Below are 15,676 nucleotides of genomic sequence, written 5' to 3'. Positions count from 1 at the left end.
TAAAAGCGCGATGAAGGTAGCAAAAATTACTACCAAATCGGTCTGTTATGTAAAGTTCTTAATAAGAATGCCCTTAATTGTAAGGTTTATATCATACTTTGTTAACATATCATTGTTAAGCCGGAAGTTCTAAGTCTTAAGTCAAAAGTCTTGTTTTTCCTGACTTCGGACTTGCGACTTCAGACTAATTATTAGCCGCCATAATGATATTCAGATCAAAGCCGATAAAAAGCCCGCTTTCAATTACTCCTGTTATCGATTTAATATCCCGCTCAAAACTTTTACCGATCTCATTAAACTTAGCATCCAATACCAGGTTGCCATTTTCTGAAATTATCGGGCCGTCTTTACCTTTTGCCGGGCGAATAGTTAACTCCGTTGCACCCAAACTTTTCAGTTCCTTTTCAACGTAAGGCAATGCCTGCGGAAAAACCTCGATAGGCACCGGAAATTTCGAGCCTAACTTATCAACCATCTTCGATTCGTCGACAATGATATAGCTAACCGCGCTTGAGCTGATCAGCAACTTTTCTTTAAACATGGCCCCGCCACGTCCTTTGATCAGGCTTTTATCCGGATCAACCTCATCGGCGCCATCAAACAGCCAGTCGGGTTTATGCTCATACAGGGTAGTTACAGGCAAACCCAGTTTGGCGCAAAACATGGTAAGTTCAACCGATGTTGGGATAGCTTTTACATTCAGCTTTTCATCTTTTACCCTTTGGGCAATGGCCACCAGTGCCAGGTACGATGTTGAGCCCGAGCCAACACCTATAATATCGCCATCCTTAACTTTTGCCGCTATTTCGGCAGCTACCTTTTGTTTGCCTTCGATATTGATGATCTTATCGGCCCACTCCAGGTTATTTATCAGGTTGCTGTTCCAGTTCATTTCTTAAGAGTCAGGAAGTCAAGAATCAAGAGCCAGGAAGACAAAACCCCATCTCTCGGCCATTGATCTTTGCTTTTATAATTTTCAAAATCAAGAATCAGGAAAACTCTTGTCTCCTGACTCTTGATTTCTTGCTTCTACAACAGAGCTTTTGCTCTTTTAACAACGTTATCAACAGTGAAGCCGAAGTGTTTGTACAGATCTTCAGCCGGGGCCGATTCACCGAAGGTAGTCATGCCCAGCATATCGCCTTCGTCGGTGGTGTATTTATGCCAGCCCATTGGTGATGCCATTTCAACAGCCAAACGTTTTCTGCTTGCTTTAGGGAACACCGACTCTTTGTAAGCCGCATCCTGTTTTTCAAACAGCTCCCATGATGGCATACTTACCACACGGGTTGAAATACCTTCTGCTTCCAGTTTTTCCTGCGCCTGCATTACCAGTGCTACTTCAGATCCGGTCGCGATTAAGATTAAATCAGGGCCTTTGCTGCCTTCTGAAAGGATGTAAGCACCTTTTTCCAGGTTTTCGGCTTTACCGTATTTATCCTGATCAAGGATAGGTAAACCCTGACGGGTGAATACCAATACAGTAGGACCGCCTTTTTTCTCGATGGCAACACGCCAAGCATGAGCACTTTCGTTAGCATCAGCCGGACGGATCACGGTTAAGTTTGGTATAGAGCGTAAAGAAGCCAATTGCTCGATAGGTTGGTGGGTGGTACCATCCTCGCCCAAACCGATACTATCATGTGTATAAACAAAAATCGGGTTTATTTTCATGATGGCAGCCAAACGGATTGGAGGGCGCATATATTCAGAGAACATCAGGAAGGTAGCACCGAAAGGTAGCAAGCCTTTGGTTAAAGCCATACCATTTAAAGCCGAACCCATAGCATGCTCACGGATACCGAAGTGGAAGTTACGGCCTGCACGGTTTTCTGATGTAAATGAATCGTATTCTTTCAGGTTAGTTTCGGTTGATGGGGCAAGGTCAGCCGCACCACCAATCAGGTTTGGTAATGCAGGGGCAATAGCGTTCAATACTTTGCCTGATGCCTGGCGGGTTGCCATTTTAGGATCCGAACCTTTAAATACAGGCAGTTTATCTTTCCAACCCGCAGGTAATTCGCCTTTAGCTGCCGCTTCATATTCAGCAGCTAATTCAGGGAATTTAGCCTTATAATCTGCAAATAATTTATTCCATTTTTCTTCAACAGCTGCGCCACGGGCACCTTTGGTGTGGTAGTAATCCAATACTTCATCAGATACGTTGAATGATTTGTCAGGATCGAAACCGAAAAACTGTTTTACCAGTTTAATTTCATCAGCACCAAGCGGCGATCCGTGTGAACCTGCAGTACCTGATTTATTAGGGCTACCATAAGCAATCAGCGAACGAACGCGGATAAACGATGGTTTCTGAGTTTCTGCTTTGGCATTGATCAAAGCCAGCTCTAACGCATGGGTATCATTAACATCGGTAAGGTCCTGTACATGCCAACCATATGCACGGAAACGGGCGCTTACATCTTCATTAAATGCAATATCGGTACTGCCTTCAATAGAGATGTGGTTGTCATCATATAAATAGATCAGGTTACCCAATTGCAGGTGACCGGCTAATGAAGCTGCTTCTGAAGTTACACCTTCCATCAAATCGCCATCGCTGCAAATGGTGTAAATATTGTAGTTGAAAAGTTCAAAACCTGGCTTGTTGTAACGCGCAGCCAAATGTTTTTGAGCTATCGCGAAACCTACAGCATTAGCAAAACCTTGTCCCAGCGGACCGGTAGTTACTTCAACGCCCGGAGCCAAACCGTATTCCGGGTGACCGGCAGTTTTGCTGTTTAGCTGGCGGAACTGTTTGATATCATCTAAAGAAAGATCATAGCCGGTTAAATACAAAAAGTTGTACTGTAAAATACAGGCGTGACCGGCTGATAGAATAAACCTGTCGCGGTTTGCCCAATCAGGGTTTTTAGGGTTATAGTTTAAAAACTTTGTCCATAAAACGTGGCCCATCGGCGCAAGCGCCATAGCGGTACCGGGGTGGCCTGAATTTGCTTTTTGCACGGCATCGGCTGCCAATACCCTTACGGTATCTATTGCCAATTTTTCTATGTCTTTTTGGTTTTCCATTTTATTTATCAGGTATTGTAGTTAGTGTTAGTTTTTAAATTATTCGGTAGGGGTTGCTATTTTACGCTTGGTTTTGCTTTCGCTTTCATCGCGCCAAAGCCTTGCTCCCCCTTTTATGCCATCGGCATTAGTAACTATCTTCATGTTTTTATCAAGCTTAAAAGTAAGCTCGTCTGAATTGCCGCCGCCAATGTATAAAGTATCGTAATTAAATACGGTTTTCAGTATTTTGAAAACCTTCTTCATGCGCTTGTTCCATTTTTCTTTGCCTTCTTTTTCCAAAGCCTTCTCGCCTATGTAGTTATCATAGGTAATACCCTCCTTTATCGGGAGGTGGGCCAGTTCAAAGTGGGGCAATAAATGACCGTCCATTAACAATGCGGTACCAAAACCGGTGCCCAGGGTTATCACCATTTCAAGGCCTTTGCCGGCAACTACGCCAAGGCCCTGCATATCGGCATCGTTAACAACCTGTGCAGGTTTACCTAATGCTTTTTCCAGTTTTTTGCTCAGGTCAACATCCGCCCAATAATCGGTACCAAGGTTAGGCGCGGTTTTAACAACCCCATTTTTTACATACCCCGGGAAGCCAACCGATATTTTATCATAAGCAGGAAAATCCTTAACCAGGGTGTTGATAGCTTTTATAACGTTTTCGGGATTTGCAGGAGCGGGAGTAGGTATCTTATCGTACTCCATTTTTAAATCCCCTTTTTTATTCAGGATAGTGGCTTTAATGTGTGAACCACCGATATCGATTGAGAGAACCCTTAGCTGGGATGGTGTTTTTTTCATTTAGCGTAATTTATTTAGCTGGTTAGCAATTTGGTGAAACCCTTAGTTCCCAGCGCATAAATATCACATTTTAATAATATCAAATTGTTAAATAATCTGATAAAATCAATTTATCGTCCTTAAGCAACACGGTAAAGTTAGCGCTGCTTTTATTTAACAAGCCAATTTTTAAAAGCATTTTTACTTATGCGTGGCAAAATCAGTGTAATTAACGTAAAATGTTAATAACGTTGTAAATTTTTTCAGATAATTAAATTGTTAGTACCTGTTTTAAGCGTAAAAGTTTTCCCTTTCCATACAAAAATGCCGGATGTACCTTTCGGAAGCGTTACGTTTATATTCCATTTTCCATTGTTAAACAAATATTTGGCATAAACCTTTCCATTTGGATGAGGTACTTCGGCACTGATGCTTTTAATCTGCCCTAAATGTGGCTCAATTTTTATTTTGCTGAAGCCCGGCGCATAGGTATCCACACCTAAGATGGTGCGATAAAACTCGATGTTAGGACTTGCACCCCAGGCGTGACAATCAGAACGATTATGGTCAAGATCTGAGATCTCGGCCCAGGTGGTTAAGCCCATTTTAATATTATCCCGCCAGATGCTGAGCCAGTTCAGGTAATCATCGCCCAAACCACCTTTTACCATGGCCTGGTGCAGGTAGTATTTAAAGTAGATGGTACATTGGGTAAGCGCGGTATCATTCAGCAGTTTTAGGCTGATATCATGCGCACCTGCACTGTTAACCATACCTGCCAATACCGCTATAGAATTGGTATGTTGAGAAAATAGCTGCTTATCCTCGGTATCGGCATAAAGTTTTTTGCCGGCATCCCAGTATTTTTTTTGGATGGCGATTTTCAATTGCGCCGCTTTGGCTTTGTACATTGTAGCAAACGCGGGCATCCCCATCTTTGCTTCCATCTCGCCGGCTTGTTGATAAGCCCACATCAGCTGCAGATCTAATATGGCCGATGTTCCTTTGGCGCTTTTAGGGGCCTGACCAAAATCCCAGCCTTTATCGCTCACCCAGTCAACAAATGTCCAGTAGGGGGTATCTTTCAGTGAGCCATCGGCCTGTTGGTATTTGCTGAAAAAGTTGAGCACATCGCGCATACCGGGTAGCTTATCTTTGATAAACAAACTATCGGGGCGATACATCCAATAATCATGCAGCATACCTATGTACCATAACGAAAAGGTAGAGATAATTTGAGGCGAGAACGAAGGATGACGACTTAAGGTGATCCCCTCGGCCAGCCGCGAATGATCCATCTGATTGATGGCATTGCGCACCAGGCGGTCGTCCCCACTATTATAAAAGGATACCAGTGCCTGGATGCGGGTATCACCAACATATTGCAGCTGTTCGTAATACGGGCAGTCGGTATAGGTTTCTCCGGCGCAAAGGCGGGCGGTGCGCCAGCCTATATCCAGCATTTGCTGCATTTCGGGGTTAGATGTTTCCAATTTGGCGTTCATTTTAAACGGATAGCCGGTAAAGGTTCCGTAAATATCATCAATAACCAATGGCTCATCTTTGGTGGTTATTTTAACCTCGATATACCTGAACGTGCGCCAGGTTAACGTAGTGAATGAATTACCGGTGGCGCCATCAGAAACGATACTATCCCTGCGGCCAACAAAGATCTTTCCATCCACATCATCTCGGTTACCCTTAACAGTGCCTTCGGGACCGGTCAGTGTTTTAAATAATGATTCGGTATAACTGATGCCGATGCCTGCATTTTTCCCCTTGCTGAAATTGAGGGTTACAAAGGCGTTGGTTAAATACGTTTGATCAAGCAACAAAGTAGCCGAAGAGTTTGCAGGGATGGTGACCGCCGTTTTACTTCCCGGGAAAGATGAAGGTACGCTTATACCATCCGCCTTTCTTAATACCGGAATCCTTTGCAGGGTCATCTCCATGGCGGGTATGGACGAGGGTACCAGCATCCAGCCAAAAGCGTTGGTTACACCTTTAGGGTTTCCGTTATCAATGCGGATAGCGTTTTTCCAGCTGCTATCGTCAAGCCCGGTAGTATTCCAGTCTTTTATGGATTGATTCAAATCCACCCGTTCGCCCGGACCTGCTACATAATAAGGATGCCAGCCGATACCGGTAATAGGTTGAAATGATTTGTCGCGGATGCATTTCCAGGTTTTGTTGGTGTTGATGACCTCTTCAGTCGGGGTATCACCTTGCATAATAAAGCCCGTTTGTAATGAGATTTGTGCTTCCGGACGGTAATCACCGTCATTCCAAACTATAGCGGAAATAAGGTTTTCGCCCGCTTGAAGATATGGAGCCAGGTCAACCGTTTCGTAATTCCAGTAATAGGTATCCCCGCGCGCGGGGCCTAATGAAACCAGCGTTTGATTGACGTATAGTTTATAGCGGTTATCCGCAGATACATGAACCACAAAAGAAGCAGGCTTAGCGATAAGCTCAATATCCTTCCTGAAATAATAAACCCCGTATTCCTTTAAAGATTCCTGCGGAACGGTGATCCACGATGCCTTCCACTGGTATTTTAAAAGGTCCGGATTTATGGTTTGTGCATACGTTGACGCCGTAACTAAAAGAAAAAATGCAAAAAGATTGCGCGTAAAGAAACTCCTCATGAAATAGTGTGGTTTATAGGTGATTGGCAATTGCCTGCACAGCTAAATTACAATTAAAGCCGCATTATTCCATACGGGGTTTGCTTATTGATTAATCCTGCCGATGGTGGATTATTTCATAATTCCTTTATCTTTATTTTTTACAAACCTAAAACTATGGATGTATTAGCCGTCTTTTTACTGGTGGTTGTCATTATCATGATGCTAAATCACAAGGGCAGTTTAAACAATAAGATCAGGGAACTGGAGTATAAGATATTTGAACTAAAAGGCCTTATTGAACAGCTTAAAATAAACCGGCCTCCGGTTACCGAAGATAAAAAAGCCGAAAAACCTGCACCTATTATCACTCCGCCTCCTCTTGTAGCACCGGTTATACCTGAGCCTCCTGTTGAAAAACCACAACCACCTATTGAAGCTGAAATAAAACCAGAGCCTGTTATAACTCCAAAAGTTGAAAGGCAGCCTGAAGTTATTGAAGATAGTTTTTCAATTATCAATCGCCCGGTAAAAACACGTGATTTTGAGCCTGCTAAACCAGTAACGCCAAAACCATCCTTCTTTGAGCGCCATCCCGATCTGGAAAAATTCATCGGCGAAAACCTGGTCAATAAAATAGGTATAGCCATACTGGTACTGGCCATAGGCTTTTTTGTAAAATACGCTATTGATAATGATTGGATTGGCCTTGTTGGCCGGGTTGGCATAGGCATAGTTTGCGGCGGTATTTTAATAGGCGTTGCCCATATGCTCCGCAACAGCTATAAGGCTTTTAGCTCGGTGCTGGTAGGCGGCGGCCTGGCTGTATTTTACTTCACCATAACGCTGGCCTTTCAGCAGTTTCACTTGTTTGGCCAAACAACGGCATTTATCATTTTAATTGTGATCACCATTTTCGCGGTGGTACTTTCCCTATTGTATGATAAGCAGGAGTTGGCGGTAATTGCCCTGGTAGGCGGTTTTGCAAGTCCTTTTATGGTGAGTAACGGCACCGCCAATTATAATGGATTGTTCATTTACCTGCTCATATTAAATACCGGGCTGCTCATTATTGCTTATTACAAAGCATGGCGGGTGCTTAATATTGTATCATTTGGCTTTACAGTTATTGTTTTTTCTACCGTGCTTTATACCCTTACGGCGGCCACCTATCATATCGGCTTTACTTTTGCCAGTATTTTTTACGCGCTTTATTTTGCTATCAACATTGCCAACAACGTACGCGAAAACAAGAAATTCATCGCGTCGGATTTTAGTATTCTGTTACTCAATACCGGGCTATATTTCGCTACAGGATTATACCTGTTAACCATGATGCATGATGAGCAGTACCGTGGTTTGTTTTGCGTAAGCCTGGCTGTAGTAAACCTGGTGTTATCATACATCCTGTTCCGAAACCGTAAGGTAGATACCAACATTCTTTACCTGTTGATTGGCATTACGCTCACATTTATTTCGCTGGCAGCCCCGATACAACTGCATGGGCATAGCATTACGATATTCTGGGCTTCGGAAGCAGTGCTGCTATACTGGCTTTACCAAAAGTCAAACATCAATTTAATGAGATATACTTCGTTATTGCTGTGGATAGCTATGCTACTAAGCTTATTGATGGATTGGGAGCAAATTTACGGAAATACCAATGTAACGCTTACCGTCATTGCCAATAAGGGTTTTATTACAACACTTTGCGCGGCGGTGAGCTCATTCCTGCTCGCGGTATTAATGTTTAAGGATACAACTGAAGCAACCGGCAGGTTTAAGGTAGATAAACGCGTTTTCAGTATTACCGGGCTTGTCCTGTTATACTTAAGCGGTTTGCTGGAGATCAACCATCAATTCGTAACCAGGTTCCCGTACACCGATCTGAATATTTTATACATGATGGTTTATACACCAGTATTTGTATTTATTTACTACGTGGTATCATTCAAAATAGCCGTTATCAACTTTACCGATAACCTGAAACTTGGTTTGCTGTTAGCCTGCATTACCGTTTACCTGTTGTTAACACCACTGTTTTTTAATCTACAGCATGTAATGCTCGAAACAGGTAAAGTACCGGCTGCCCATTTCGTAGTACACTGGGTAGGCGCATTATTTACAGGGCTGCTGCTATATCGTGTTATCGCGTTAACCCGCAAAAATGAAAAAGCCGGCATTATAACTATATTCACCTGGGTATTGAGTATTGGTGTTGTAGTATTTTTAAGCCTGGAAGTAAGCCTGCTGAGCAACCTGTTATTTTACAACAAGGTAAATTCTATTGACAGAATAGAAACGGTTTATATAAAAACCGGACTGCCTATACTTTGGGGCCTGCTTTCCTTCGCGCTGATGTGGCTGGGAATGAAGCATAAACAGCGGGCTATGCGCGTGGCTTCGTTGACACTGTTCTCCATTACATTGCTTAAATTATTTTTGTTCGATATCAAGAACATCCCGATATGGGGTAAGATAGCGGCTTTCTTTTGCCTGGGTATTTTGCTGCTTATCGTTTCATTCATCTATCAAAAGGATAAAAAAAATACAGCTACAGATGAAGCTAAAAAAGCTGAATAAGCTAACACTTTTTACACTGCTGCTTTGCGGCATAGTATCACCGGCATCGGCACAAAAAAACTTTAAATACAAGGCAGCGCTGCAAAGTATTGACAGCACGGGCTTTTACCGTATTGGTCTGCAACCAGGGTTGATTGCCAAGGCGAAAGCCGATTTATCTGATATCCGCATCGCAGATTCCAAAGGCAATTTTGTACCATACATACAAGCCGGGAGTCTGCCGCAAAAAAGCCAGAAAAGCTTTGTTGTTTTTCCGGAGGTCAGCAACACGCCCAAAACAGATACCAGTACCGTTTTTATCATCGAAAATAAAACCGCCCTGGTACTCGACCGTCTTTGGGTCAGGTTACAAAACACTGCTGTAAAACGTAAAGTGAACCTGCTGGGCAGTGATAATCTTAACCAGTGGTTTGCTATCCAGGAAGACATTCCGCTGCAGGAAGCTATACAAAACAGCGAAGGAACTTATTTACAATTACTATCCTTCCCAGCAAGCAACTATCGTTATTTAAAAATCCAGGTAAACGATAAGAATAAGAACCCTGTTAAATTTTTGCAGGCCGGTGTTTATACCGAATACGCCTCGGCAGCACAAAGTTATACCGCTATAGCGCCTGTAAATGTTATCCGCGCGGATAGCAATAAAGCTACATTTATTGATATTAAGCTAAATGATAAGTACCAGGTAAATAAGCTGCACTTCAATATCAGCGCGCCGAAGTATTACAAACGCGGCGTCGCGGTTTATCAGTTTGTGAACAATGGCAAAGAATTGATTAGCGAAACCGAATTATCATCAGATAAAGACCCCGAGCTGCTGATTGCCGCGAAAACCAATCACCTGCTAATTGAGATCAGCAATGGCGATAACCAGCCGTTGAGCATCGGCGAGATTAAAGCTTATCAATCCGACGAATACCTGATCAGTTATTTGGAAGCCAAACAAAGCTACCAGTTTCTGGCAGGCGACTCATTGGCACAAGCCCCCGAATACGACCTTAAATTTTTTGCTGATAGCATCCGCGGCAACACACCCGTTATTAAACATGAAGCTGTTGTTAAAAACACCGGCTACGCGGCGGCGGTGAAACCTGCTGGTAAAGATTACACGGTGTTGATCTGGGTTGCCATCATAGTATCATTAGGGTTGCTGTTGTTTTTGACTTTGAAGATGACTAAGGAGGTGAAGAAGAAGGAAGGGGATAATTGAGTGCACGTGAACTCTGCTGTTCGAAGTCTCTGACTTCGAACTCATATGCCTGTAGTTTGCAACTACAGGAAATCACTGTAGTCTGAAGACTACAAACATAGTCGTCCGAAGTCAGAGACTTCGGACAGCGAGTAAAACCTTCAATCTGCAACCACTCTTGTATTCAATATCTGTTGCGTAATCTGCTTCTCTATGTTTTCGTTCAACATTTCAATATAAGGGTCGATATCTATTAAAGGCCAATCCGTTCCGAATACGATGTGATCTGTGCCAATTTTTTTGATTTGTTTTTTAAGCGCAATCAGCGGGCGCCAGGTTGTATTCCTTTTGACGGATTTGGTATGGTTACTATTTTCATCGAGCGGAAAAACAGCGCTGACATCAAGGAATAAATTGGGCCCAGGCTCTTTATTTGAATGTAAATAGGCAGCTATAAGCCTCAGTGCTTTATCGGATTGCCTGTCATACCCACCCCAACCTGCCATGTGAGCGATAACCACTTTAGTATTTTTTGCAAAAGGCAGTATTTGCTTTAACAGTATTTCAGTGTTTGCCGCACCGTCCCACTTTTCACTGCTGCGGAAATGAACAAGCAGAAGCAGCTTGTATTTATTGGCAACAGCAAAAACCTTTTGCAACTGTTTAATCTGGGCTTTATCAAAAAGGTTGATCTTACTATTAGCAAAGTGAAGCTTGAGACCGGTAAAACGTTTGGTGACCGCGCAACGCTCAATCTCTTTTATGGCGTAAGGTTTTAGCGGATTGATACTCATAAAAGCCCTCAACCGGTCAGGATACTGTGCGGCTTGCGCGGCAATCCAGTCGTTTTGCTTTTTCACTTCCTGGTATTCATTTTTTACAGGCGTTGCCGGCGAGCCGAACCAATACGCATTTGATATGATCCAGGCCGAATGAAATTTTGCCTTATCAAGCCGCGTGATAATTGTATCGGCATCAAAGCAAAGCGAATCTACCCTGGTGGCTTTCAGATGAAAAGCCTTTAGCATGCGAAATCCCAATTGTACCGTGGCAGAGTCCTGCAGGTGCACGTGATAATCGGTGTAGTGATTTGGCTTTACCTGTGCCTTTAGACTACCGGCCAGTATAAAGAAAAATATTAAGGCAATTGCCCACGGCAAATGGAACTTCATTAAGCCTAATATAACAATTTTATACGGGTCGAGTTCTGTCCCGGTCTTTCTGTTACCCCCTGATACTTAAAATATCATGCACCGCATGTTCCGCCCTTTCATACTGAAATTTAAAACCGCTATCCAGCAAACGTTTGGGAACTACCCAGCGGCTTTTTAAAATCAGTTCGGTTTCAGTACCGATCAGCAATGCGCCGGCCTCAAGCAGCCATTGGGGAGCAGGCAAACCGAAAGGCGCGCCATAGGCCTCGCGGATGACCTGCATCATGTCCGTGTTTTTTTCAGCTTTGGGAGCGGTACAGTTAAACACACCGTTTAACCCGGGATGATCAAGCAGCCATTGCGTGCTGCGGGCCACATCATGCTCGTGTACCCAGGCCATGTATTGCTGCCCGTCGCCTTGCTTACCACCAAGGCCAAACCTTACCAGGTTAAGCAACCGCGGAAAAACGCTGTCACTGTGGCCTAATACAATACCCATGCGCAGGGCAATTTTACGGGTATTAGGTGTATCTGTTTTAAAGAAAGTGCTTTCCCATATATTGCAAACATCGATAGAAAAGCCATAACCTATTTCGCCGGTTTCCTCATCCTGCGCATGGTCTTCGGCATGACGGTAAATAGTAGCAGAGGTTACGTTGATCCAAACTTTTGGCGGGTTAGTCATTTTATTGATCACCCGGCCCAACAGCTCAGTTGGTACTACTCTTGAACGGATGATTTCCCGTTTATTTTTTTCGGTATACCGGCAGTTTACATTTTTGCCGCACAGGTTGATCAGCATATCGGCACCGGTAAGGTGTACTGTCCACCCGGCTTCGGTTTCGCCATCCCAAAGTGCGGTATGCACATTGCCATCAACAGGTTTTTGTTTCCGGGCAAGAATGATCACTTCATCAGCCAGATCGCGATAGTATTTAGCCAGCACAGTACCGAGGTAGCCATTGCCACCTGCCAGTACGATTTTTTTATAGGGTTTCATGATCAGTTAAGGTTTAAAATGAGCAATAACAAAACAATACGGTAGGTTACCCAGGTAATGGTAAGTACCCAGCCAAGCCCCAGCAATTTGGTACGGCGCATATGTTCCAGCAACATCAAACCAGCCACGGCCATAAAATACATGGTATAAACCAGTGGACCGAATTGAAAAAAGCGACTTACCATCAGGCCAATCAAGAGCAATAAACTGCCTGCAAAAGAGATGGTCATCATATTACCAAGATAAGTCCACATGTTACGGCGGTCAAAACTGCATATCGCGGCGCCCTGGAAAAGGATTTGTCCACCGCAAATCAGGTATTCACGGTAAGGGTTACCCAAAGGCACCATTCCCACAAGCAAGTGCGCATACGCCGTTAAGATAAACCCGGTACAAAACCAGGTGAACAGCAGGTACAATAAGCGGTAATGCAGCTTAAAGGTAGGCTGATACTCAAACCCCGTTTCGGCGGCTGGAATAATTACCCGGCGGTTATATGATATAAAAGCATATGCCTTGCTCATAAGCCAGACAAATGGCTTTAAGGCAAATAAGGTGGAAAATATTGGCCAAGTGTTGGCAATTATTTTAAACAGACTTTTAACGCCGTAAGTCACCTCGCCATTTTCCAGGTTTATCAAAGCTATTTCGTTAACGGCCCGTTGCCTGTCATAAACAGGGCAGGTGCCCGCATGCGCTTCCTGGTAAGCAGAACGGCCATTGGCATCGAGCATACCGGTTTTTACAAACGCCCCGGTATAAACACGGCACATAGGGCACTCGGCATCAAACAAGATCATATGATTCTTAAGCGTTTTCATAACTTTCAGTGTTTTCTGAAACAAATATACGATATATTTTAAACTTTCAATAAATACTGAAAATTAAATTTCAATAAAAGTGTTTCACCCTCTTGCAAAATCAGATCTTATCTATAACTTTGAACAACAAAGTACTTTTAATGAAAGAACAAGATATTCATGCAGAGTTAAGTTCCATCCGCGACCTGATGGAGCGGTCGGCCAAGTTTATTTCGCTTAGTGGCCTTTCGGGGGTAATGGCCGGGATCTACGCGTTCATTGGCGCGGGGATAGGATACACTTTGCTTCAGGGCCAGTACGCCGCACTCAGAGAAGGTCAGGTCTTAATTGAAGAATCGCTGATCATTAAATTATTTATCGTAGCCATAGCTGTACTTGTACTTTCAATTGGTACCGGCATCTGGCTATCGATACGTAAAGCCAAAAGAAACGGTCAGCCGTTTTGGAACGCCGGCAGCAAGCGCCTGCTTATTAATATGGCAATTCCGCTGGTAAGCGGCGGTTTGTTTACCATAATATTGGTTTACCGCGGCTATTACGGCATTATAGCGCCTGCCACACTGATATTTTATGGCATGTCGTTAGTTGCCGGAAGTCATTATACATATTCGGGGATTAGAAGCTTGGGGATATTGGAGATTTTATTAGGTTTGCTTTGTGCCGTGATGCCGGGATACGGCTTAATTTTCTGGAGTGTTGGTTTCGGCCTGCTCCACATTATTTATGGTACGGTAATGCATTTTAAATACGATAAGTGAAGATATCATTAGATCAGTTTGATAAAGCCTTTGAAAACCGCATCCGCCTGCAAATCATGAGCGTATTGGTTGCCAACGAAAGCTATGACTTTAACTCGCTTAAAGAATTGCTTGACCTTACCGACGGCAACCTCGCATCGCACCTGAAAGCGCTGGAGAAAGAAGAATACATCCAGGTGGAGAAATCTTTCATAGGCCGTAAACCCAATACGCGCTACCTGGCATCCGAAAAAGGGCGCGCCGCATTCAGGCTGCACCTGCTTGCCCTCGAAAATTTGATCAAACAGCAGAAACTATAATTTTTTTTATTTATTCACTTTGAAATACAAAGTGAATAAATATTCGATTGCGCCTAAACCTAATCACTATAACACCCGGTATTCTCAATAACGAGAATGCCGGTTTTTTCTTTCAGATCAATGCATCTGTTTACAGGAAGCGTAAAACAACTTCAATAATTTTCTTACTACTTTTACATGAAGCATCTGGTTATTTCAAGCAATACATAAAGTATATCTCCCATGGAATTTCAAAACTTATTGATAGCAAATAAAGAGCGTATTCAATACATCACCATCAACCGCGAAAGCAAACTGAATGCCCTTAATAAAGATACCCTTGCCGAACTGCATACCGCATTTGCTGAGGCATTTCAAAATCCGGACGTTGGCGGTATCATCATCACCGGTGCAGGACCAAAAGCATTTGTTGCGGGTGCAGATATCAGTGAGTTCGCGGCACTGGATGTTGAAGGAGGGGCGCAGCTTTCACGCAAAGGCCATACCGAAGTTTTTGACCTGATAGCCAATGGCAATAAACCAGTAATAGCGGCAGTAAATGGCTTTGCTTTAGGCGGTGGACTTGAGCTGGCCATGGCTTGTCATATCCGCATAGCATCCGATAACGCTAAAATGGGCCTGCCCGAAGTAACTTTGGGACTGATGCCCGGTTATGGCGGCACGCAGCGCCTCACACAACTGATTGGCAAAGGCAAAGCCATGGAAATGATCCTCACCGCCGATATGATCACCGCTGCCGATGCCTTGCAATATGGCCTGGTTACCCATGTAACTATTCCCGAAGAGTTGTTAACCAAAGCCGAAGAGATCCTGAACAAAATATTAACCCGCGCACCTTTAGCACTTGCTGCCGCCATTCGCTGTATCAACGCCGCATATACCGATGGGGTTAACGGCTATGAAACCGAAATAACAGAATTTGGCAAAAGCTTCGGCACCAAAGATTTTAAAGAGGGAGTGGCCGCCTTTACGGAAAAACGTAAAGCGGAGTTTAAGGGGGAATAGAAAAATTATTCTCGCCCAATCAAGTGCCTATGCCATATCCGTTAACTTGAGGCAAAAAGGGGGATTGTGTGATTCCCCTCTTGAGAGCAGGGCTGTTGCATTCTAATATTGAGTTCTTAAAAACTCGCACGATTAAGCGTCTACGCTTGATCGTTAGCCTTAATTGAGCGTCCACGCTCCCGTAATACGTTATAGACGTAAGCGTGGACGCTTACTTTGGTTATTATTCAAGCGAAAGACGCTTGAACTTGCGTTATATGTTTTAGAATGCAACAGCCCTGCTCTTGAGAGGGGTGTAGGGGTGTGTTTCTGCTTTGATAAGCTAATCGTATAAACACACCCCTGCTATCGCTCATTCCTTCGCGCCCCCTCTCAAGAGGGGATTCTTCAAAGTATTCTTTAATTAATCCCTGGCTATCGCATTTTAGGAGCG

At 43.7% G+C, this 15,676-nt stretch carries 12 protein-coding genes; 5 read left to right on the top strand and 7 right to left on the bottom strand.

Annotation, left to right across the window (positions count from 1 at the left end; genetic code table 11):
• Positions 1 to 184: 184 nt before the first annotated feature.
• From rpiA to EAH55_RS03740, 4 genes are all read right to left on the bottom strand, one after another.
• The gene (gene rpiA, locus EAH55_RS03755; RefSeq protein WP_112571454.1) at positions 185 to 892 is read right to left on the bottom strand and encodes a ribose 5-phosphate isomerase A; all 708 of its coding nucleotides are present in this window, start codon (positions 890 to 892) and stop codon (positions 185 to 187) included.
• 137 nt (positions 893 to 1,029) lie between these two features.
• Positions 1,030 to 3,033 carry a transketolase gene (gene tkt / locus EAH55_RS03750; RefSeq protein ID WP_121808523.1) on the bottom strand — a complete coding sequence of 668 codons (2,004 nt, stop codon included), beginning with the start codon at positions 3,031 to 3,033 and terminating at the stop codon, positions 1,030 to 1,032.
• Between the two features lie 39 nt (positions 3,034 to 3,072).
• The gene (locus EAH55_RS03745) at positions 3,073 to 3,828 is read right to left on the bottom strand and encodes an ROK family protein (protein ID WP_121808522.1); all 756 of its coding nucleotides are present in this window, start codon (positions 3,826 to 3,828) and stop codon (positions 3,073 to 3,075) included.
• A gap of 242 nt (positions 3,829 to 4,070) precedes the next feature.
• Positions 4,071 to 6,455 (bottom strand): alpha-L-rhamnosidase-related protein, encoded by a 2,385-nt coding sequence (locus tag EAH55_RS03740; protein ID WP_121808521.1) that lies wholly within the window; start codon positions 6,453 to 6,455, stop codon positions 4,071 to 4,073.
• A 156-nt stretch (positions 6,456 to 6,611) separates the two neighbouring features.
• On the opposite strand from EAH55_RS03740, the gene EAH55_RS03735 reads away from it, so the two are divergent.
• Positions 6,612 to 9,017, top strand: a complete 2,406-nt coding sequence (locus tag EAH55_RS03735; protein ID WP_121809024.1) for a DUF2339 domain-containing protein — start codon at positions 6,612 to 6,614, stop codon at positions 9,015 to 9,017.
• Positions 8,995 to 10,227 carry a hypothetical protein gene (locus tag EAH55_RS03730; protein WP_121808520.1) on the top strand — a complete coding sequence of 411 codons (1,233 nt, stop codon included), beginning with the start codon at positions 8,995 to 8,997 and terminating at the stop codon, positions 10,225 to 10,227. Before EAH55_RS03735 ends, EAH55_RS03730 begins: the two co-directional genes overlap by 23 nt.
• 140 nt (positions 10,228 to 10,367) lie before the next feature.
• Here EAH55_RS03730 and EAH55_RS03725 read toward each other — a convergent pair whose 3' ends face one another.
• The 3 genes from EAH55_RS03725 to EAH55_RS03715 are packed head-to-tail and all read right to left on the bottom strand — an operon-like array spanning position 10,368 to position 13,181.
• Positions 10,368 to 11,378 (bottom strand): amidohydrolase family protein, encoded by a 1,011-nt coding sequence (locus tag EAH55_RS03725; protein ID WP_121808519.1) that lies wholly within the window; start codon positions 11,376 to 11,378, stop codon positions 10,368 to 10,370.
• Positions 11,379 to 11,430: 52 nt separating this feature from the next.
• Positions 11,431 to 12,360, bottom strand: a complete 930-nt coding sequence (locus tag EAH55_RS03720) for a TIGR01777 family oxidoreductase (protein ID WP_121808518.1) — start codon at positions 12,358 to 12,360, stop codon at positions 11,431 to 11,433.
• A gap of 2 nt (positions 12,361 to 12,362) precedes the next feature.
• A complete protein-coding gene (locus tag EAH55_RS03715) occupies positions 12,363 to 13,181 on the bottom strand; it encodes a thiol-disulfide oxidoreductase DCC family protein (RefSeq protein WP_121808517.1) in 819 nt (272 codons plus the stop codon).
• Between the two features lie 140 nt (positions 13,182 to 13,321).
• Here EAH55_RS03715 and EAH55_RS03710 point away from each other — a divergent pair, with 140 nt between their 5' ends.
• The 3 genes from EAH55_RS03710 (at position 13,322) to EAH55_RS03700 (ending at position 15,243) form a co-directional block, all read left to right on the top strand.
• Complete coding sequence (locus tag EAH55_RS03710) at positions 13,322 to 13,939, top strand: hypothetical protein (RefSeq protein ID WP_121808516.1); 618 nt, start codon at positions 13,322 to 13,324, stop codon at positions 13,937 to 13,939.
• On the top strand, positions 13,936 to 14,238 hold the full coding sequence (locus tag EAH55_RS03705; protein WP_112571474.1) for a winged helix-turn-helix domain-containing protein: 303 nt from the start codon (positions 13,936 to 13,938) through the stop codon (positions 14,236 to 14,238). Before EAH55_RS03710 ends, EAH55_RS03705 begins: the two co-directional genes overlap by 4 nt.
• Positions 14,239 to 14,460: 222 nt before the next feature.
• A complete protein-coding gene (locus EAH55_RS03700) occupies positions 14,461 to 15,243 on the top strand; it encodes an enoyl-CoA hydratase/isomerase family protein (protein ID WP_121808515.1) in 783 nt (260 codons plus the stop codon).
• Positions 15,244 to 15,676 lie beyond the last annotated feature (433 nt).

The organism is Mucilaginibacter kameinonensis, from assembly GCF_003675385.1.
GTDB classification, from domain to species: Bacteria; Bacteroidota; Bacteroidia; order Sphingobacteriales; family Sphingobacteriaceae; genus Mucilaginibacter; species Mucilaginibacter kameinonensis.
Note: the sequence above shows the minus strand (reverse complement) of the source record. Positions and strands in the feature narration are given on the sequence as shown.